This window comes from uncultured Roseibium sp. (genome assembly GCF_947494555.1).
In the GTDB taxonomy this organism is placed as follows: domain Bacteria; phylum Pseudomonadota; class Alphaproteobacteria; order Rhizobiales; family Stappiaceae; genus Roseibium.
The window spans coordinates 1537023-1556769 of the sequence record NZ_CANLVF010000001.1; the positions used below are offsets into that span (position 1 = coordinate 1537023).

At 57.7% G+C, this 19747-nt stretch carries 21 protein-coding genes; 14 read left to right on the forward strand and 7 right to left on the reverse strand.

Going from position 1 to position 19747, the window contains the following annotated elements; all coding sequences use genetic code 11:
- Window positions 1-22 precede the first annotated feature (22 nt).
- The 7 genes from Q0915_RS06985 to Q0915_RS07015 all read left to right on the forward strand — a co-directional run bounded on the left by Q0915_RS06985 (window position 23) and on the right by Q0915_RS07015 (window position 7458).
- A complete protein-coding gene (locus Q0915_RS06985; RefSeq protein WP_299481227.1) occupies window positions 23-1180 on the forward strand; it encodes an ABC transporter ATP-binding protein in 1158 nt (385 codons plus the stop codon).
- Complete coding sequence (locus Q0915_RS06990; RefSeq protein WP_299481230.1) at window positions 1180-2100, forward strand: sugar ABC transporter permease; 921 nt, start codon at window positions 1180-1182, stop codon at window positions 2098-2100. The genes Q0915_RS06985 and Q0915_RS06990 overlap by 1 nt, the downstream gene beginning before the upstream one ends.
- Window positions 2097-3032: a carbohydrate ABC transporter permease gene (locus Q0915_RS06995; protein ID WP_299481233.1), complete on the forward strand. Its 936-nt coding sequence runs from the start codon at window positions 2097-2099 to the stop codon at window positions 3030-3032. The genes Q0915_RS06990 and Q0915_RS06995 overlap by 4 nt, the downstream gene beginning before the upstream one ends.
- A 121-nt stretch (window positions 3033-3153) precedes the next feature.
- Window positions 3154-4413, forward strand: a complete 1260-nt coding sequence (locus Q0915_RS07000; RefSeq protein ID WP_299481236.1) for an extracellular solute-binding protein — start codon at window positions 3154-3156, stop codon at window positions 4411-4413.
- Between the two features lie 78 nt (window positions 4414-4491).
- Window positions 4492-5316 carry a phosphodiesterase gene (locus Q0915_RS07005; protein WP_299481239.1) on the forward strand — a complete coding sequence of 275 codons (825 nt, stop codon included), beginning with the start codon at window positions 4492-4494 and terminating at the stop codon, window positions 5314-5316.
- A 177-nt stretch (window positions 5317-5493) separates the two neighbouring features.
- Window positions 5494-6669 (forward strand): alpha-D-ribose 1-methylphosphonate 5-triphosphate diphosphatase, encoded by a 1176-nt coding sequence (locus Q0915_RS07010; protein ID WP_299481242.1) that lies wholly within the window; start codon window positions 5494-5496, stop codon window positions 6667-6669.
- Between the two features lie 192 nt (window positions 6670-6861).
- The gene (locus Q0915_RS07015; RefSeq protein WP_299481245.1) at window positions 6862-7458 is read left to right on the forward strand and encodes an NAD(P)H-dependent oxidoreductase; all 597 of its coding nucleotides are present in this window, start codon (window positions 6862-6864) and stop codon (window positions 7456-7458) included.
- An 18-nt stretch (window positions 7459-7476) separates the two neighbouring features.
- Here the strand turns inward: Q0915_RS07015 and phnE (Q0915_RS07020) are convergent, their stop codons facing one another.
- The 4 genes from phnE (Q0915_RS07020) to phnC (Q0915_RS07035) all read right to left on the reverse strand — a co-directional run bounded on the left by phnE (Q0915_RS07020) (window position 7477) and on the right by phnC (Q0915_RS07035) (window position 11135).
- Window positions 7477-8334, reverse strand: coding sequence for a phosphonate ABC transporter, permease protein PhnE (gene phnE / locus Q0915_RS07020; protein WP_299481248.1), 858 nt, complete (start codon window positions 8332-8334; stop codon window positions 7477-7479).
- A gap of 2 nt (window positions 8335-8336) precedes the next feature.
- The gene (gene phnE / locus Q0915_RS07025) at window positions 8337-9251 is read right to left on the reverse strand and encodes a phosphonate ABC transporter, permease protein PhnE (RefSeq protein ID WP_299481251.1); all 915 of its coding nucleotides are present in this window, start codon (window positions 9249-9251) and stop codon (window positions 8337-8339) included.
- Window positions 9252-9315: 64 nt separating this feature from the next.
- Window positions 9316-10224 carry a phosphonate ABC transporter substrate-binding protein gene (gene phnD / locus Q0915_RS07030; protein WP_299481254.1) on the reverse strand — a complete coding sequence of 303 codons (909 nt, stop codon included), beginning with the start codon at window positions 10222-10224 and terminating at the stop codon, window positions 9316-9318.
- Between the two features lie 89 nt (window positions 10225-10313).
- Entirely contained in the window at window positions 10314-11135 is an 822-nt protein-coding gene (phnC, locus tag Q0915_RS07035) for a phosphonate ABC transporter ATP-binding protein (protein WP_299481257.1), read from the reverse strand.
- Between the two features lie 300 nt (window positions 11136-11435).
- On the opposite strand from phnC (Q0915_RS07035), the gene Q0915_RS07040 reads away from it, so the two are divergent.
- The 7 genes from Q0915_RS07040 to Q0915_RS07070 all read left to right on the forward strand — a co-directional run bounded on the left by Q0915_RS07040 (window position 11436) and on the right by Q0915_RS07070 (window position 17485).
- Complete coding sequence (locus Q0915_RS07040; protein ID WP_299481260.1) at window positions 11436-12308, forward strand: PhnD/SsuA/transferrin family substrate-binding protein; 873 nt, start codon at window positions 11436-11438, stop codon at window positions 12306-12308.
- A complete protein-coding gene (gene phnC, locus Q0915_RS07045; RefSeq protein WP_299481263.1) occupies window positions 12308-13123 on the forward strand; it encodes a phosphonate ABC transporter ATP-binding protein in 816 nt (271 codons plus the stop codon). The genes Q0915_RS07040 and phnC (Q0915_RS07045) overlap by 1 nt, the downstream gene beginning before the upstream one ends.
- Complete coding sequence (gene phnE, locus Q0915_RS07050) at window positions 13116-13949, forward strand: phosphonate ABC transporter, permease protein PhnE (protein ID WP_299481266.1); 834 nt, start codon at window positions 13116-13118, stop codon at window positions 13947-13949. The genes phnC (Q0915_RS07045) and phnE (Q0915_RS07050) overlap by 8 nt, the downstream gene beginning before the upstream one ends.
- Window positions 13946-14623 (forward strand): class I SAM-dependent methyltransferase, encoded by a 678-nt coding sequence (locus tag Q0915_RS07055; protein ID WP_299481269.1) that lies wholly within the window; start codon window positions 13946-13948, stop codon window positions 14621-14623. Before phnE (Q0915_RS07050) ends, Q0915_RS07055 begins: the two co-directional genes overlap by 4 nt.
- A gap of 241 nt (window positions 14624-14864) precedes the next feature.
- Window positions 14865-16289, forward strand: coding sequence for a TrkH family potassium uptake protein (locus Q0915_RS07060; RefSeq protein ID WP_299482142.1), 1425 nt, complete (start codon window positions 14865-14867; stop codon window positions 16287-16289).
- Window positions 16290-16327: 38 nt separating this feature from the next.
- Window positions 16328-17032, forward strand: a complete 705-nt coding sequence (sfsA, locus tag Q0915_RS07065) for a DNA/RNA nuclease SfsA (protein WP_299481272.1) — start codon at window positions 16328-16330, stop codon at window positions 17030-17032.
- 186 nt (window positions 17033-17218) lie between these two features.
- Window positions 17219-17485, forward strand: a complete 267-nt coding sequence (locus Q0915_RS07070) for a hypothetical protein (protein ID WP_299481275.1) — start codon at window positions 17219-17221, stop codon at window positions 17483-17485.
- Between the two features lie 104 nt (window positions 17486-17589).
- Here Q0915_RS07070 and Q0915_RS07075 read toward each other — a convergent pair whose 3' ends face one another.
- From Q0915_RS07075 to Q0915_RS07085, 3 genes are all read right to left on the reverse strand, one after another.
- Window positions 17590-18120, reverse strand: a complete 531-nt coding sequence (locus tag Q0915_RS07075; RefSeq protein WP_299482145.1) for a L,D-transpeptidase — start codon at window positions 18118-18120, stop codon at window positions 17590-17592.
- A gap of 317 nt (window positions 18121-18437) precedes the next feature.
- Window positions 18438-18947, reverse strand: coding sequence for a xanthine phosphoribosyltransferase (gpt, locus tag Q0915_RS07080; RefSeq protein WP_299481278.1), 510 nt, complete (start codon window positions 18945-18947; stop codon window positions 18438-18440).
- Window positions 18948-18961: 14 nt separating this feature from the next.
- Window positions 18962-19708 (reverse strand): molybdopterin-binding protein, encoded by a 747-nt coding sequence (locus tag Q0915_RS07085; protein WP_299481281.1) that lies wholly within the window; start codon window positions 19706-19708, stop codon window positions 18962-18964.
- Between the last annotated feature and the right edge of the window lie 39 nt (window positions 19709-19747).

A 19747-nucleotide genomic window follows, 5' to 3' on the forward strand; every position in this document is an offset into this window, starting at 1 on the left:
GCCCGGGAAACGGGAGCCTTAGATGACTGCGATTTCATTATCGGCGATAGAAAAGAGTTTTGGGACGACCTCGGTTCTGAACGGAATCGACCTCGACATTGCAGATGGCGAGTTCCTGACGCTTGTCGGACCGTCAGGATGCGGGAAATCGACCCTCTTGCGGATACTCGCGGGATTGGAAGCACCAAGTGCGGGTGCTGTTGTGATCGGTGGCCGGACTGTGAACGACGTGCGACCGGCCAGGCGAAACCTTGCGATGGTGTTTCAGTCCTATGCGCTCTATCCGCATTTGACGGTTGCGCAAAACATGGCGACACCGCTCAAACTTCGCGATCTTTCGATTGCCGGTCGTTTGCCGCTGTTGGGGCCTGTCCTCGCCCGCGGTCAATACAAGGCAATTGTGGAACAGGTTCGCGAAACCGCGCAGATCCTGAAGATCGATCATCTGCTGGATCGCAAACCCGGTCAATTATCGGGCGGGCAACGGCAAAGAGCGGCACTAGGCCGTGCCATGGTCCGCAAACCCGTTGCTTTCCTCATGGACGAGCCACTTTCCAACCTCGATGCCGCGCTGCGCATTCACATGCGTTCAGAGCTCGCCGAGTTGCACCGCTCATTGAAGACGACATTCGTCTATGTGACACACGATCAGGCCGAGGCATTGACGATGTCCGACCGGATGGCAGTTATGATGGACGGCGAGATCCTTCAACTCGGCGCGCCGCAGGCCGTCTACAACGATCCTCAGGACATACGGGTTGCTGAGTTTGTCGGCGCTCCCAAAATCAATCTCCTGCCAGGTTCGCTCGACAACAACGGATACGCCCGCTGCGGCGAAATCGTGCTGTCGCGTGCAGCAACGAAGGGTGTTGTCGGGTCGGTCAGCATCGGGCTGCGTCCCGAACACCTGTCTCTGAGCGACAAGGGCGCGCCGGAGGCGCTTTCGGGACAGGTCGTGCACAAGGAAAATCTGGGGGCCGACATCTTCCTGCACGTATCGGTTCTGAACGGCTCTCAAAGGCTTGTTGTGCGGGTATCGCCGCATGAAGGGCAGGGAACTTCCTTCGGCCAGACGGTCCACATCATTCGCGAACACGGCCAGGCGCTCGTCTTTGGCAAGGACGGCAAAAGGCTGGATCTGAAGAATACCGACACCGGCACCGTTGCCGAGGTGGCGTGATGCAGACCGCGAAGGCGCACTGGTGGTTTGTCGGCCCCGCCCTGTTTTTGATGGTTGTCATCCTGCTGATGCCGATTGCCATTGCAGGTGCCTTGAGCTTTACCAGCTACAGTCTCGGAAACCCGGGTGCCGAATTTGTCGGCCTGGAGAATTACGAGAAGATCTTCACGCGCTCCACTTACGAGAAAATGTTTGGGGCAACCTTCCGGTATGTCTTCGTCGTCGTGCCGCTGTCCGTGGGGCTTGGCATTGGAGCAGCGCTCCTGATCAATTCCACAAGGCGCTTCGGCGATCTCTACAAGACGATCTATTTTCTCCCCGTCATGGCGGCACTGATTGCAATGGCCATCGTCTGGGAGTTCGCCTTCCATCCGACAATCGGCATCGTCAATTCGACGCTCGAAAGGGGCTGCGGATCGTTTCTGGAGGCCTGGTCCTGGTATGCGACGGGCTGCGAACGCAGCTTCCCGCTCTGGCTGACCGACCGCGACTACGCGATATGGACCGTGGCCTTCATTGGTGTGTGGCAGGGCTTCGGCTTCAACATGGTGCTCTACCTTGCCGGGCTGACGTCCGTGCCGCGCGAGCTTTATCACGCCGCCGAGATGGATGGAGCCGAGACCGCCTGGGACCGGTTCCGGCTGGTCACCTGGCCCATGCTTGGCCCGACAACCGTCTTCGTCGTCACGATCTCCTTCATCCGCTCCTTCCAGGTTTTCGACACGGTCGAGGCGTTCTACCCGCAGGGGGGAGGGCCGTCGAAGTCGGTCTATGTGATGATGTTCGCAATCTACGAAAAGGCGATCCAGCAAAACCTGATGGGCATTGGGGCCGCGATTACCGTGGTCTTCCTGGCCTTCGTCATGTTCCTCACGCTGATGCAGCGCTGGCTCGTTGAAAGAAGGGTGCACTACACATGAGCGAGGCAAGCCTGCCGGCGACAAGCCCGGTTTCCCTTCCTGCCTTCCGGTTTTCGGCGGCTGAGACGATCAAGCATGTCGTCCTGATCCTCGGAAGCCTGATCGTTCTGCTGCCGTTCTACGTGATGCTGAGCTACAGCTTCAAAAGCCCGGCAGAGATCATGCAGAACACGGGCGGGTTCTTCGGAACGCAGGAGCTGTTCCGGGACGACTATTGCATCAAGCTCGGCAGGGATGCCGCCGACTGCATGGTGACGCCGTTCATCTACAACTATACCACGGCATTCGAAAAGGCACCGCTGATCCGCTACCTCTTCAACGGCGTCGTGGTGACCGCATCGATCTTCTTCATTCAGGTGCTTGTCGCTCTGCCTTGCGCCTACGCGCTTGCCAAGCTGCGCTTCTGGGGACGGGAAGCCGTCTTCGGCCTCGTTCTCTTCTGCCTGCTCATCCCCGTCCACGCCATTGCGCTGCCGCTCTACATCATGCTGGCGAAGCTCGGCCTGACCAACACCTACGCCGCGCTTGTCATTCCGTGGACGATCTCGGTCTTCGGCATCTTCCTGATGCGGCAGTTCTTCATGACCGTTCCCGACGATCTGATCGATGCGGCGCGCATGGATGGCATGAGCGAGTTTTCAATCATCTGGAATGTGATGCTGCCGACCGCAATCCCCGCGCTTCTGGCCTTTGCGATCTTTTCGGTCGTCGCGCACTGGAACGACTATTTCTGGCCACGCATCGTGGTCACCGGAGACCGGTCCCTGTTCACGCCGCCTCTCGGCCTTCGCGAATTCAAGGGCGATGCGGATGGCGACAATTTCGGACCGATGATGGCCACTGCGACCATCATCGTCGCGCCCTTGATCGTAGCCTTCATGATCGCGCAGAGGCGCTTCATCGAAGGCATCACCCTGTCGGGGATGAAATGACCCGGCCGATTTGCGGGACCGCCAGGAGGCGGTCCCATCACCGAAATCCCACTGAAGGGATCACCAGGGAACGGGCGAGTTTGGCGACCTGCCGTTCCCCCGGCAACAGACGGAGAGTTCCATGAAAAAGACCCTCACCGCAATAGCAATGCTGTTCGCGGCTTCGGCCGCACAGGCTGAAGACAAGATTACAATCGAGTTCGCTTATCCTTACAGCCACTTGTTCGATGTGACCTATGAAAAGATCCTGCCCAAGTTCAACGAGCAGCATCCCAACATCGACGTGAAGATCCGGGCGACCTACGAATCCTACGAAGACGGCACCAACACCATCCTGCGTGAGGCAGTCGCCGGCACGTTGCCCGACGTCACCATGCAAGGCCTCAACCGCCAGGCGATCCTTGTCGAGAAGGGAATCGCCAAGTCGCTTGAGCCCTTCATCCTCAGAGAGGAAGACTTCGCCAAGGACGGGTATCACGATGCCATGCTGGCACTCGGCACGTTCAACGACGACATCTACGGCCTGCCGTTTTCGGTCTCGCTTCCGGTAGGTTACTACAACATGGACGTCATGGCGAAGGCCGGAATCACGTCCGCCGATCAGCTTCCCAAAACCTGGGACGAGGTTGTCGAGGTGTGTGGAACGCTGCGGGAAGCGGGCGTGAGGAACCCGATGTTCTGGGGCTGGAACATCACCGGCAACTGGTTCCTGCAGGCACTGATGTGGTCGCAGGACAAGGCGACCATGGAAGGCAACGAAATTCAGATTGCATCGCCGGAGGGCCTGAAAGCCCTTGAGACCATGAAAGGCATTTTCCGGGGCTGCGACATGCAGAACATCGAGTGGAAGGCAGCGCTTGCATCCTTCTCCGCCGGTGAGATCGGCATGATGTTCTGGTCGACTTCTGCGCTGGGCGCGGTCGAACGTGCCAAGGGCGATTTTGAGCTGAAGACAAACGAATATCCGGGTCTGGTTTCAAGCGGTCCGATGGGCCTGCCGGCTGGTGGCAACGCCGCCATGCTGGTCTCCACCAGCGACGATCCGAAGGTTCTGGACGCGTCCTGGAAATGGCTGAAGTTCATCACCTCCGGTGAAGGCGCTGCCGATGTGGCCCGCACGACCGGCTACATGCCGCCGAACAAGGCCGCCAACGAAGTCATCCTTGCCGATTTCTACAAGCAGAACCCGAACAAGGAAACGGCCGTGCGTCAGCTGCCGCTGCTGCGCGATTGGCAGGCCTACCCGGGCGACAACGGCCTTGCGATCACACAGGTGATTTATGACGGCATCGAGGGCATCGTCACAGGTGAATTCGAGGACATGGGAGAACTGCAGGAAGAACTGACCGAAGAAGTTCAGGACCTGCTGCCGTCCAATTAATCCACACTTCATTCCACGACATGCTGCTGCCCGTGCAAACGGGCAGCAGTTCAATCCGAACAATAACCGGAGGAAGACGTGAAACTTCTTCAGCTGACCGATATTCACCTGACGACGCCCGGTGAAACCATCGGGGGCCGCGAGCCTAACGACAATTTCAAAAAAGCACTCGATCATGCCATCACGCATCATCTGGACGCGGATGCGCTGGTCATCACAGGCGATCTATCCGACTGGGGCGACCGTGCCGACTACCTACGGCTCAAGGACCTGATCGCCGCCACGCCGGTCCCGGTCTCCCTATGCATCGGCAATCACGACGAACGCGACGTGTTCGCCTCCGTCTTTCCAGAACTTGTCGACGAAAACGGCTTTGTCCAATCGGCCCTGGATCTTCCGGGAGGCCGCGCACTCCTTCTCGACACGTGGGGCCCGAATTCGCATGCAGGATTTTACTGCGACAAGCGCCTGCGCTGGCTTGACGCGGAGTTGAGCGCAGCGCCGGATCTTGTCTTCCTTTTCATGCATCATAACCCTGTCCCGATTGGCATTGCGCCGATGGACAAGATCATGCTGCAGGATGCCGAGGCATTCGGAGCTGTGGTGAGGAAACATAAGTCCAGGATCCGGCACATCTTCCACGGCCATTGTCATCTGCCGCTGTGCGGGTCGCTCCACGGCGTGCCCTTCAGTGCACCGCGCGGAACCAATCACGCCGGCTGGCCGGATTTCGGAAATGGGGGAAACCTGAGCGCGTCGGACCTCTGTGAAAGCTACGCGGTCATCCTTGCCGACGAAACGTCCGTCATGGTCCATATGGTCGAATTTGGCTATCAGGGTGAAATACGGCGCGAAGGATCCCCTGACTATGCTGACTGGAATCGGTTGACCATGGTCAGGTGAAGATCGTCTCAAGTTCCTTGGCGGTAAGGGATCCGGCGGCCGCCAAGGCCGCTTTGTCACAGTCTCTTCCTGAAACTGTCACAAATTGCTCGGCGTTTAGGGGTAGAAGGCCGTTTTTCTGATAAACACCGCCGCCGTTCCGATTCGCTCCGGAGCGTTGCAAAGCTGGAGCGTGATATGACTTTTGCCGACAAGATATTGCCGACGGGAAGTGAAGTGACTGTTCTCAAAAATGCCAAACTTGTGATGGCCAACGAAGTCGTCCTTGGTCACCTGGCTTTCTCAAAAGGGCGCATTGTGTCCGTCGATGCCGGTGTTGCGCCGCACTCCGGCGAGGACCTGGAGGAAGACTACCTGGTCCCCGGCCTTGTTGACATTCATACCGACCACTTCGAAAAGCATGTTTTCCCGCGTGCGCATGTCAGGTGGGACCCGCTGAGGGCGGCGCTGGCGCATGACGCACAGATCATCGGCAGTGGAATTACAACAGTCTTCGACAGTCTGTGCGTCGGCGCGACGATCAAGAACCCGGAGCGCCGCGAAATCCTGTCACCCATGGTCGACGCCCTGGAAACCGCGCAGTCTGCCGGAATGCTTCGCGCCGAGCATCTGGTGCACCTTCGCTGCGAGATAACCGACGCTGAAACGGCGCGGTTGACGGAAGAAAATATCGGCAAGGAAATCGTGCGGATGGTGTCGGTCATGGAGCATCTTCCAGGGCGCCGCCAGAGCAAGGATATCGAAGGTTATATCCAGCGGCGTATGGCCGACAGCGGCGAAACCCGTGCGGCCGTTGAAAGGGACGTTCAGGAACTCCTGAACCATTCCGACGCGATTAGCGAAGAAGTCCGCCCCGCAGTTGTTGCTCTGGCCCACACGCATGCTCTGCCGCTGCTCAGCCATGACGACACGGAACTTCATCACATTGACGAGGCAGTTGCAGAAAACATTACGATCTCCGAGTTTCCCTGTACGCTTGAAGCAGCGCGCAAGGCGAAGCAGCACGGGATGCATGTGGTCGGCGGTGCACCAAACGTTTTGAGGGGCGGCTCGCAGTCCGGAAATGTGGCCGTAAGCGACCTGATGCTGGAGCAGCTCGTCGACATCCTGGCGTCGGACTACGTGCCGCGTTCCATGCTCGACAGTGCGTTCATGATTGCGAGCGAAGGATCCTTCCAGGAGGACCTTGCCGCAGCGATACGTCTGGTGACCAAAACGCCGGCGGAAGTCGCGGGCCTCAGCGACCGCGGCGAGATTGCCACTGGGCGCCGGGCAGATCTTCTCCATGTCGGCATGCATGGCGGACATCCGTTTGTGAAGCGGGCCTGGGTCGCCGGAACGCGCGTTCTGTAGTCTGGGATCTGATAGAGCAAATGCGAGCGATGCCGCATGAATGATCCTGCGGCCCGCTTTCCCGTGTGCGTATTTTTCCCTTGATCTCCAGTTAACTTGAGGCACTAGAAACTTCAGTCCTGAGCAGGATCCCATTCTCGCCGTTTCGCGATCCTGACACGCATTGGGTGTGACTTAGACTGGAGCATTTGCATGCATGTTTTAACCGTTCTGGACCATCCCGATCCGGCTTCTTTTTCCGCAGCTGTTGCCCGGAGATTCATGGATGGCGTTGAAACAGCGGGTCATTCTGCTGAACTCATTGACCTGCATGCGGAGGCGTTCGACCCGCGCTGGACGATGGCGGATGTCGAAGCAGATGGAAACGCGAGCGCGCTGGCTGATGTCGGGCGCGAGCAGGCCAGGATTAGCCGGTCGGATGCGATTTGCCTTGTCTTTCCGCTGTTTTGGTGGGGGATGCCCGCGATGACCAAAGGCTGGGTGGACCGTGTCTGGAGCTGGGGCTGGGCTTATGACCAACTCGACGATCCTGAGCTATCCCTGCAGCGCAGCCGGCCGGGCATCCTTCTTGTGCCGGCGGGAGCCCGTTCTGATGAAATGGAAGAAAAAGGGTATCTCGCGGCGCTTGGAACCGCGTGGATACAAGGCACATTCGGCTATTTTGGTCTTTCACCGCGCAGGCTCAAACTGCTCTGTGGATCCGAGGGCTCGCCTGAGCGCCGGGCGCAACTTCTTGAGCAAAGTTTTCAGGCTGGCCGGGAAGTCTTCTCGGCCGGAAACGGCGGATAGGCTCTAAAATCCCTTCAGTTAATTCTGTTTTCTGTCGTCCTGACCGATGATCCGCTTGCGCAGAAAGCCTGAAAGCCCGTCAATCAGGTAGACCGTCAGGATGATCAGAAAGATGATCGACCAGGCTTCCGGCCACTTGTAGGCGCTGATCCGGTCGGCCAGCAGAAAACCGATGCCACCAGCGCCGACAATGCCCAGGATCGTGCCGGAGCGGGTGTTGGATTCGAAATTGTAGAGAATGACAGACAGGATAACGGGCAGGGCCTGCGGCAGGATTGCGAAGCGAATGGTCTGCAGGTTTCCGCTGCCGGACGCTTTCAGACCGTCAACCGGTTTTTTCGACGTGTTCTCGATAGCCTCGGAAAAGAGTTTTGACAGGGTTCCAACTTCCGAGACAGCAATGGCCAGGATCCCGGCGAGCGGGCCGAGGCCAAAGGCACGAATAAAGATCAGTGCAAGGATGATCTGTTCGACGGCGCGCAGCGCATCAAAACCGCGCCTGGCACTCAGACGCAACCAACTGAACGGCATGATGTTCTTGGCGCCAAGAAAAGCAAGGGGGAAGGCAACGACCGCGCCCAGGAGTGTGCCCATGAAAGCCATGGCTACCGTTTCGCCAAGTCCTTTCAGGATTTCGCTCCATTCTTCCCAGGTCTGCCAGATGTAAGGCGGAAACATGAAGGAAAGCACGCTGCCGAAACGTGTCAGTCCTTCCATGATGCGGCTCGGCGAAAAGCCGAAATCCCATAAACACCAACCGGTCAAAAGGACAAAGGCAGACCAAACGGCAATGCGCCGCAGTTTGGTCCTCAAGGGAGTTTGGAAAGCGCCAGGGACCAGTTGTCTTGCCGCGTTGAGCTCTGAGGCGTTGTCCATGGTCACACTCCTTTGCCAGTCAGACCAATGATCTGGTGCCGGACTTTTTCACTGATCATGTCGATTAGGATGACGGTAACGAAAATGATTACGAACAATGCGGACAGATCGGTATATTCCTGCAGCGACATGGCAACGCGAATTTCCTGGCCGAGGCCACCAGCTCCGACAAAGCCGATGATCGAGGAAGCGCGCACGTTGATTTCAAAGCGCAGCAGAGTGTAGCTGATGATGTTAGGGACAACCTGCGGAACGATCCCATAGCGGATCTGGTCGAACCAGGAGCCGCCGGAGGCCTTGATGCCCTGCACCGGACGCATGTCGGCATTTTCGTTGGCCTCCGAATAGAGCTTGCCGAGCGCTCCGGTCGCGTGAAGACCGATCGCGAGCACACCGGCGAGAGGACCGACGCCGAAACAGATTACGAAAATCAGCGCCCAGACCAGTTCGGGAACAGTGCGCACGATTTCCAGATAGCGGCGCGTCAGATTCAGCACAAAGGCACTGGGAGCCAGATTGCGCGATGCGGGAAAGCTTAGCAGAAAGGCTCCGACCACCCCAAGCAACGTCGCCAGATAGGCAATCAGGATCGTCTCGATCAGAAGTTCGAGCCAGACTTGCCAGCGCCAGAACCAGTTCGCGATATCCGCGCCGAGCGTGTCCCAATGCAATACGGGCAGCGTCTTGTAGAGATATTCACCCAGTCTCGGCAGGCCTGCCCAGATCTTCCACATCGACACCCGCTCGCCATTGGCAAGCGTCACGTCGGTCATGTCGAAGAAGCCGCCGATCCACGCCGCCGATAAGAAGCAGACCACAAAGAGGAATGTCGAAATCGTGTTGATGCGCAGCGCAGATCTGCGTGCTGCTGCGTAGTCCAGTTCGAACTGGTCGACTGCAGGGGAAATAGCCGTCATTTTAGGCACCGTCGATCCGAATGAAAAAGGGAGGTGCCAGGGCACCTCCCTTTCAGGTCAAATGTCAGCCGCGGCGCTCTTTTTTCAGCCAGTCGCGCATGTCGACAATCCACTGATAACGCTCATGATCGACGCGTTTCCATCCGGCCTGCGGGCTGTCATCGCCGCCGCGCATTGCGTTGAAGGCGTCAAAGTCTTTTTCCGGGATGGCCTCAACGGCGGTCGTCATGTCGGCAATCAGATCGGCCGGCAGATTAACACGGGCCGAGAACGGTCCGCTGGTGATTTCCGGGCTTTCCCAGATCGGGCAGACGACACCTTCTTCGATCATCCCCTTGGTGATCATGCGTTGCCAACGACCGTCGGTTTCGTTGTTCTGCCAAGTCGCAGCAGCGTCATACTGCTTGTTGACGACGCCAAGAACGCCGGTCTCATGTCCGCCGGAAAACGGGATTGCCGAAAAGTGTTCCTTCGGATTGTAGCCCTGCTGCACCATGTTGAAATAGGGCACCGCGAAGCCGGATGTGGAATCGGGATCGGCGAAGGCGTGCACCTTGCCCTTCAGGTCGTCCAGAGACTTGTAGCCGCTGTCACAGCGGACCATCACGACCGAGTAGTAGCCGCTCGAGCCATCCTTGTTGAGACGGGTCAGAAGCGGTACGACACCGCCGTTCGTCTCTGTATAGGCAGCGGCGTAAGAAGAAGAGCCGAAGAAGGCAAATTCGATCTGATCGGCTGCGATGGCCTGGATCACGCCGTCATAAGACCCGGCAGTAAAGATCTCAACTTCGACGCCGAGTTCCTTTTCGAGATATTCCTCGAATGGCGTGTAGCGTGCGACCCGGTCTTTCTCGTTTTCGCCGGACAGAATGCCGAACTTGAGGGTCTTGTAGTTGTCCTTCCAGCCTTCCGCCATGGCTGTAGAGGCTGTGAGAACGACAGCCGAGACTGCTGCTGCGAAAATAGCCTTCATCAGTAGTGCTCCATATTCGCCGTGTTGAACGGCTGGTCCACGCGGCCGCGGCCGCTAAAAACGCAATTGTTGCTTTGCACAGCTGCGCGTTATGCCCCGACGGCCTGCTTTGGCTGTCGTGACGAGACTGGTGAAAGGGAAGTGGAGGTGACGGCCTCATCGATGTCGTCGCCCAGGGTGTCGGTTCCGTAAATCGCCCTGACCCTGTCCGTCGTCAGAGCCTCCGGCGTACCGTCGAAATGAACCTTCCCGGCGCGCATTGCGACAATCCGGTCGCAATATGCTCGTGCCGTATCAAGCGTGTGCAAATTGACGAGGACGGTCAGACCGTCGGCCTTGTTGATCTGCCGAAGGGCTTCCATGACCCGTGTCGCATTGGCCGGATCGAGAGATGCGATCGGTTCGTCTGCAAGCATGATGCGCGGGTTCTGGACAAGCGCTTTGGCAATGGCGACCCTTTGCTGCTGTCCGCCGGACAGCGTTCCGGCCCGCTGCAGCGCCTGCGGGACCAGATCGAGACGGTCGAGCGCCTGAATCGCAAGCGCTCTGTCTTCGTCGGTGAAGGATTTGAGCATTGATCGCGCAAATCCCGTGTGTGCAATGCGTCCGACCATGACGTTGGTGAGAACGTCCATGCGCTCGACAAGGTTGAACTGCTGGAAGATCATGGCGCAGGAGGCACGCCACAGGCGCAGATCCCGCCCCTTCAACGCGGTTATGTCCCGGCCCTCATTGACGATCGAACCATGCGTTGGATCGGAGAGCCGGTTGATCATCCTGAGCAACGTGGATTTGCCGGCTCCCGAGCGGCCGATAATACCCACCATCTGTCCTTCCGGAATGGCCAGCGAAACGCTTTCCACCGCGGTCAAATCTCCAAATACTTTCGACAATTGTTCGACGACCAGCATCGCACCCTCCGTGAAGCCGGAGAGGCAACTACCAAAAATCTGCGTTGGGGAGATGTCTATACGATTATACTTTTATGATTTTTTATGACACGTCGGAGATTTTTATTTGCCGAATAAAAATTAAGTAGAAGAAAATCAAAGAATAATTTGTGATTTTTGTGTTTTTCTAGCGAATTATCAAAATAATAACAGAAGAGAATTTCGTAAAAACTACATATTTGTTTCACATTTGACGGTCGCTTAGTCGCTAGGGTCGCTCCGCTTTACTGGCTTGCTCTTGGCTCGTTTGGAGTTCCTATCATGAGATTTCTGAAATCCGCCGCTTATGCGGTTGCAGCGCTCGCGCTTTCCGTCACATCCTCCCTTGCAGACACCTACAAATTGGCCGTTACGGATGTCGAAGGTCTTGAGCGTTTGCAGCTCGAGTGGGGGCCGTTCAAAGAAGCCCTGGAAAATGCGACCGACCACACATTCGAGTTCTTTCCGGTCACCAGCCGCACCGCCGCTGCCGAAGCGCTGCGCGCGAAGCGGGTCGACTTCGTGGTCACCGGTCCGGCCGAGTATATCGTCATCAACAAGCTGACAGACGCGACGCCTCTGATTGGCCTCGGACGCCCGGACTATTACTGCGCCATCGTCGTGCGCGCCGACAGCGGGATTACCCGTCCGGCGGATCTGAAAGGTAAAAAGGTCGCCTTCGGCGATATCGGATCCACCTCCAACATGCTTTGCCCGATGCAGCTCATGGCCGATTACGGTATCGATCCAGTCAAGGATGTCGACAAGCTTCATACGTCCCGCAACATTGCCCACGAAGCTCTGAAGAAGGGCGAAATCGCAGGCATGGGAACCAATCACAATTCCTGGACCCGCGTGCGCAACAAGGACGACAGCGTCCCGAACGGTTTCTTCCGTGTCATCGCGCGTTCAGGCGACTTGCCGAATGACATGCTCATGGTTGGGTCGCATATCGATGCAACAGCTGCCGAGGGCGTTCGCAAGGCGATCCTCGGCAACAAGGATGCCATTGTCACCGCGATCCTGCAGCACGAGGAAAACGACAAGTATAACGGCATGGATCTGGTCGCGATCGAGGATGGCGCCTACGATCTGGTTCGCTCGATGTACACGACTGCGGGTTTTCCGCAGTATGACAAGTTCATCGGCGAATAATGGCTCAGGCCCAAATAGATTTCGCCGGTGCGTCAGCGCCGGCGAAGTTTCCGACGCCGGTGAACTCAGCAGGTTTTCGCGATCTCGCCGTTCAAGGTTTGTCTAAATCGTTCGGCGCCGACCGAACCGTTCTGCGCGGGGTCTCCTTTTCGGTGCGGGCGCAAGAAGCCGTTGCGCTGATCGGTTCCAACGGGGCGGGGAAGTCGACCGCCCTTAGGTGCGCCCTGCGCCTTGTCGAACCGGACGAGGGTGACATTCAGCTTTTTAACGAAGATGTCACGAGCGCTCGCCAGCACCGGCTGCGCAAATTGCGCGCGAACGTCGGATTCGTCTTCCAGAAACACAATCTCGTTCCGCGCGTCTCGGCACTCACCAACGTCATTCATGGAAATCTCGGACGGTCAGGCGGGATCAGAGGGTGGTCGCAACTGTTCGCGCCGGTATCGCTCCGCGAGCGCGCCATGCACTGCCTTGAGCGCGTTGGACTTGCGGACAAGGCGCTCCAGCGCGCCGACCAACTGTCCGGCGGCCAGTCGCAGCGCGTGGCCATTGCCAGAGCGCTGATGCAGGACCCCAAGTTGATTGTCGCCGACGAACCTGTTGCTAGTCTCGATCCGGTCGCCGGGCACGAGGTGATGGAACTGTTCCACAAGCTGACACGGGATGAAGGCATAACGCTGCTGTTCACGTCTCATAATATTGAGCAAGCCCTCAGCTATTCCGATCGTGTATTGGCCATCAAGCAGGGTGAAATCGTTCTGGACGGGGCAAGCAACACGTTGTCTTCCGCAGATCTGGGGAAACACTATGGCTGACATCGGCTACAGGCCGGAGCGCGGCCTGCCCCAGCGTTTCGAGCGACCCGGTGCCTTGCGGTTTACCTTTTACGTCGCCCTGGCTGCTTTCGTGCTTTGGTCGTTTCAGGGGGCGGGCTGGTCGTTCTCTGCGCTTGTTTCCGGCGGGCCGGCACTTGTCGATTTTCTTTCAAGGGCATGGCCGCCTTCGGCGGAAAGGCTTCCTCAGCTCGCGGAAGCCCTGCTGGAGACGTTTCAGATGGCGCTCGCGGGCACTGTCATCGGAATAATCGTCAGTCTGCCGCTTGCCATTGTCGCGGCCAAGGGCATGACGGGTCCGGGGATCATCAGCCGGAGCCTCTACTCCGGTTCGCGTCTGCTGATTGCGCTCTTCTGGACTGTTCCCGATCTGGTGTGGGCCCTGGTTTTCGTGATCACGGTCGGTTTGGGCCCCTTCGCCGGAACGCTCGCGATCGACGTCGATACGATCGGCTTTTGCGGCAGGTTCTTTGCTGAATCCATGGAAGATGCCGAAAAGGGTCCGAGCGAGGCACTCACGGCGGCAGGTGCAAGCAAGCTTGATACGGTCTTCTGCGCGGTCGTTCCGGCCGCAATGCCGTCTTTCATCACCACCTCCCTGTTTGCACTTGAAAAGGCGACACGCTCATCAGTCGTGCTCGGCCTGGTCGGAGCAGGCGGGATCGGGATCGAATTGAAAGTCGCCATGGACTTTTTTGACTACCAGCTCGCCATGACAATCATCTTGATGATCTTTGTCCTGGTGCTGTGTGTGGAGAGATTGGGCAATTTTGCCCGCAACAGGATATTGGAAGGATCGCCACGATGAGCACAAGCTACTCTGCCGAGAGGACCGATACGGCGCACCTTGCGTGGGAAAAGCGCTGGCGGACCGAAGAAGGGCGCGCGGACTGGCTGCGGCCGAACGAAGATGTTTCGACGCTGATAGCCGAACTGGAACAAAAAAGGCCCTTAAAGGCACTCGATTTGGGATGCGGTGTCGGCCGGCATGCTCTGGCCTTTGCCCGTGCCGGTTTCGAGACCCACGCCATGGATTTGTCTCAGTCAGGCCTCGACCAGCTCAAAAACAGTGCCGAGGCGCATGGTCTGGAGGTCTCAACGCACCATGCTCCGATGACGGAGTTGCCCTTTGCGGATCAGTGCTTCGATTACGTACTCTCCTTCAATGTAATCTATCACGGCGACCCGGCGATTGTTCAAAAGGCGATTTCCGAAATTGCGCGTGTTTTGAAACCGGGTGGGTACTACCAGGGCACGATGCTGTCCAAACGAAATGTCAATTTCGGCGTGGGTACGGAGATTGCTCCGGACACCTGGGTGAGGGAGGGTGACGACGACAAGGACCACCCGCACTTTTATTGCAACGCCGGCGAATTGGTTCAGCTTTTCGACGCGTTCGAACTCATGAGCCTTGACGACAAGAAACACAGCAAGCCGGGTTCGTGGCATTGGCACATGATTGCAGAGCGGACCGGCTCCTGAATTAAAACCCCACCAGCATCCATACTGCTTTTTCTCCCCCGGAGATTGTGCGCGGGAAAGCGGTGCCGTGTCGGCGCTGCTGGTTCATCGACGTCGATCTTCCGGGGGAAGGCTTATGGATAGCATTGGAATTCTTGCAGAAAAGCGTTAGGACGGTGAACTGGTCCCTGAAAAGGGGATCCGTGCGAGGTAATACAACGGTATTCGGGATGAGTTCTGCTTGATTTCACTCAGACCAGTTTTGAACGTTCTCGGGTTCCTGTATGTCGGCCTTGCGACCGCCATGCTCATTCCGGCAATCGTTGATGTTGCCCAGAAAAACGCCGACTGGCAGGCCTTCGTCTTTTCCGCCCTTTTGACCGGCATGATCGGAATGCTGCTGTCAATCGCGGTGGGCGGCTCCCTGCGGGAAGGTCTGGATACCCGACAGACATTCATCCTGACGACTCTTTCCTGGGCGACGCTGCCTGCCTTCGGTGCTTTGCCGTTCCTGTGGCTCGGGATCGGGTATGCCGATGCTGTTTTCGAGGCCGTTTCGGGCTTTACAACCACCGGCTCGACGGTTCTGACGGGGCTCGACGGATTGCCTCCCGGTCTTCTTGTCTGGCGGTCCATGCTGCAATGGATGGGCGGTGTCGGGATTATCGTCATGGCCATCGTCCTGTTGCCGTTTTTGCGGATCGGCGGGATGCAGCTCTTCCAGAGTGAAAGTTCCGACCGCTCCGAAAAAATCGTGAGCCGTTCCGTGGAGCTGATCCGTCTGATCGGACTGGCCTATCTGTTCCTGACCGTGCTGTGCATCGCGGCCTATCTGGCCACTGGCATGGAACTCTTCGACGCGTTCAACCACGCACTGACGACAATCGCGACCGGGGGCTATTCAACACACGACGAATCCTTCGGTTACTTCAAGAACCCCGCGTCCGGCTGGGTCGCGGTTGTCTTCATGATCATCGGAGCCCTGCCGTTTGTCCTGCTCATTCAGGCTCTTCGCGGCCATCCGCTGCAGCTTTGGCGAGACCCACAGGTCCGGGCCCTTTTGGGGTTTCTTGCGCTGGTCTCCCTCACGCTTACGGTTTATCTCGGCATAAACATGCGGTTTCCCTTCGAAGAAGCCCTGTTGCGCGCCACGTTCAATGTGGTGTCCATCGTGACGGGCACTGGATACGCCCTTGGCGATTTTTCGCAATGGGGCGCACCCGTTGTCGGGATCACGCTGTTGCTGATGTTCGTTGGTGGATGCACGGGGTCGACGACAGGCGGGATCAAGATTTTCCGTTTTCTGGTCTTTTTTGGAACCGTGCGCGCTCATCTACGCAGGATGGTGCGCCCTCACAGGATCATGTCGGAAGAATATGCCGGAACGCGGCTGACGCCCGAATTGTCATTCTCGGTCCTGGCCTTTCTTGTCGTTTACATGGGCACTGTGGGCATCATTACCGTGGCCCTTTCCTTTTTCGACCTGGATCTGGTCACCGCCATATCTGCTGCCGCGACATCGGTCGGCAATGTCGGCCCTGGGCTTGGACCGGTTATCGGCCCCGCCGGTCATTTTGCGCCGCTTCCAGATGGTGCCAAGTGGCTGCTGTCTTTTGCGATGCTGGTAGGGCGTCTGGAACTTTTTACCGTATTTGTCCTACTGGATCCGGATTTCTGGTCCAAGTAAGCCCGGTGCTTCCATCTTTTGACGCTTAGGGGAACGACATGAAATTTGCAGCACCGCTGGTCGGCGGCCGTCTTGTCAAGCGCTACAAGCGTTTCCTTGCCGACGTCATCCTGGACGCGAACGGCGAAGAAGTCACAGCCCACTGTGCCAACCCTGGTTCGATGTTGGGTTTGAAGGAGCCCGGTTCACGCGTCTGGCTGTCGCTCTCGGATAACCCGAAGCGAAAACTAAAATACTCGTGGGAGATCATCGAGGCAGATGGTGCTCTGGTCGGCATCAATACAGCGCATCCCAACAAGCTTGTGGAAGAGGCAATCGAAGATGGACGCATCGACGACCTGACCGGTTACGCGTCGCTGCGGCGGGAGGTCAAGTACGGCAAGAACTCCCGCATAGATATCCTGCTTGAAGGTGCGGATGAACACAAAACCTATGTCGAGGTCAAGAATGTGCATCTCATGCGGCAAGCCGGACTTGCGGAGTTCCCGGACAGTGTGACGGCGCGAGGCGCAAAACACCTGCACGAACTCGCCGACATGGTTGCGGAAGGACATAGTGCTGCGATGGTTTTTCTCGTGCAGCGGCCGGATTGTTCCACGCTCAGCCTGGCGGCTGATATCGACCCGGCCTATGCATCCGCGTTTCAGCAGGCAAAAGAAGCCGGTGTTGCAGCCTATGCCATTGGATGCGATGTCCGGCAGGATGGAATCGACGCTGTGAAGCCGGTCGCCATCAAGGTCTAGATCAATGAACTTTGTCTTCCGGGCACGATCTGCCAGTTCGCGTGCCGATGCCCGACCGTTGTATTCAAAGTATCAGACAGTCCCGAAGCCGATACAATTGAATCCGGTCGCGAAGCACGATTGAAACCTCGGATTTCCATCTTCCGGTTGTCAGCAACGAAGCTGATCCAAACCAAGGAGATTGAAATGAAACTGACTGTCAAAATTCTGTCCGCTTTTGCCGTTACTACGCTCGCTTTCTCGAGCCTGCCGACCGCAGCAAATGCTGCAAACCACGTTGTCCACTGTGCGGATGGTACGGTGTACGATTTTGGCCCGGATGACGCGATCAGCGCCGAAGTTGCCTGCGCCAACCACGGTGGCATCAAGCAGACACCTTTCAAGGCATCCAAGATCAAGCCGAACAGCTCCGGTTCCAAAGGCCTCAACGTGAAGCGTACCAGCACGCGCTGATACCGGCTTACGGATCTTCTCTCTGAAAAACTTGCGCCTTGACCCGTTGCGGTCAGGGCCGCAAGCCCGTTTTCGTTTTAGTTTTCCGGGCCCAAATCGCCCGGTCACGCCTGACGCACGACGATCGGCGTCCCATTCGGGACCCGATTGTAAAGGTCTATGACGTCCTGGTGCAGCATGCGTACGCAGCCCGAGGAGACGGCCTTGCCGATCGACCAGGTCGCCGACGTTCCGTGCAACCGGTAGAGCGTATCCTTGTTGCCCTCGTAGATGTAAAGGGCGCGCGCACCAAGGGGGTTCTCCAGACCAGGCTCCATGCCGCCCCGATACTTTTCCAGCTTCGGTTCCCGTTCGATCATTTCTGCAGGGGGAAACCATTTCGGCCAGGGCCGTTTGGCCGCAATCCTTGCACGACCACCCCAGGCGAAGCCGGCACGGCCGATGCCGACGCCGTAGCGCATTGCTTTGCCGTTCTCCATGGTCAGATAGAGAAACCGGTTCGGCGTATCGACGACGATTGTGCCTGCAGGTTCCGAAGATGAATAGTCGACCTGGCGGCGATAGTAGACCGGGTCGATCTTGCTGATATCAACGGCCGGGACCGGATAGGGTTCTTCAGGCATTGCCCGGTACATCTGAACGAAATCGGGAGATATCGAGTCCTTGGCTTCAGGCGCTCTGGCGACAGCGCGTGAGCCCGGCCGTGGTGGCAGGCGGCCCGAAATATTTCCGGACTGGCATCCGGCGGCAAGGGCTACCACAGAACATGCAAGGAACAGACGTCTGTTCAGCATTCACGATCCTGCAAAAGAACTTCAGTTTCACCGATCCGCATGGGCGGCAAGCAAATCACTCAATAGCAGGATTGTTCAGCCTGGCGCGTGACAGTCAACTCCACGGGCGGTGTTACCTGTGGGCAGTCACTGCTGCCGGTCTTTTTCGTGCGTTCGGCTCAACCTGCCGTGTCCTTTGACAGCGGCGGCTGGAACTGCCAGCCCATGTCCCAGGGGAAATAGATCCAGGTGTCCTGTGAGACCTCGGTAATGAACGTGTCGACCATGGGAACGCCAACCGGCTTGGCGTAGACCGTCGCATAGTGGGCCTTCGGTAACATTCCGCGCACCACCTTGAGGGTTTTTCCGGTGTCCACGAGATCATCGATCACGAGCACACCGCTGCCTTCGCCATCCTCAAGATCTATGACTTTCGGGTCAATTGGCTTGATAACCTTCAATTGTCCCTGATTGTCGTAGTCGTGATAGGAGGCGATGCACACGGTCTCAATCGTCCTGATGCCCAGTTCGCGTGCCACGATGCCGGCGGGAACCAGGCCACCGCGGGTAATGCACACGATCGCTTTCCATTCGCCTTCGCTCGACAGCCGCCATGCGAGAGCGCGGGAATCGCGGTGGAACATGTCCCAGGATACGGGGAAGGCCTTGTTTTGGGTGGAATTTTCCATTTTCAACTCGCTTGTTATGATCCCAGGATTTCCGCAACTGCTTGAGCGACATCCCTTTTTGCGGCGTGCAAAACATCTTCGTCGCGAGACCGGATGACAATCTGGGTCGTGAACTTGCCGTCGGAAGCGTTCGGATAGGAGCCGATCAGGGTCTCGGGATGCGCTTCCTGGATTGCGGCCAGCCGGTCCGCGATCCGGCTTTCCGGCATATCGGCGGCTACCGTTTCCGAGAGCATTTTCTTGCCGGTTTTCAAGGTGGGCGAAATTGCGTCCATCATCGCCTGCATGATTGAGGGAACACCCGCCATGACATGCACGTTTTCAATCCTGAAACCGGGCGCCTTGGAGACTTTGTTCTCGATCAGGTCCGCACCTTCCGGGATACGCGCCATACGCTGGCGCGCAGGCGTAAACTGGCCGGGCGCATAATGCGTTTCAAGGAGCGCCACGGCGCGCGGGTCGAGGTTGAGAGGGACATCAAATGCGGCTGCGACGCTTTCGGCGGTGATGTCGTCATGGGTGGGGCCAATGCCGCCGGACGTAAAGACATAATCGTATTTGGATCGCAACGCATTGACGGCCAACACGATTTCATCGCGCTCGTCCGGAACAACCCGGACTTCTTTCAGGTCGATCCCGAGCGAAGTCATGTAATCTGCAACAAAACCGATATTCTTGTCCTTGGTGCGGCCGGACAGGATCTCATCCCCGATGACCAGAAATGCAGCCGTTACAACATCATCTGCCTTCTGTCCGGTCATTGTCGCTCTCCCTGAAGCCTGGATGGGGTTTGGCTTTAT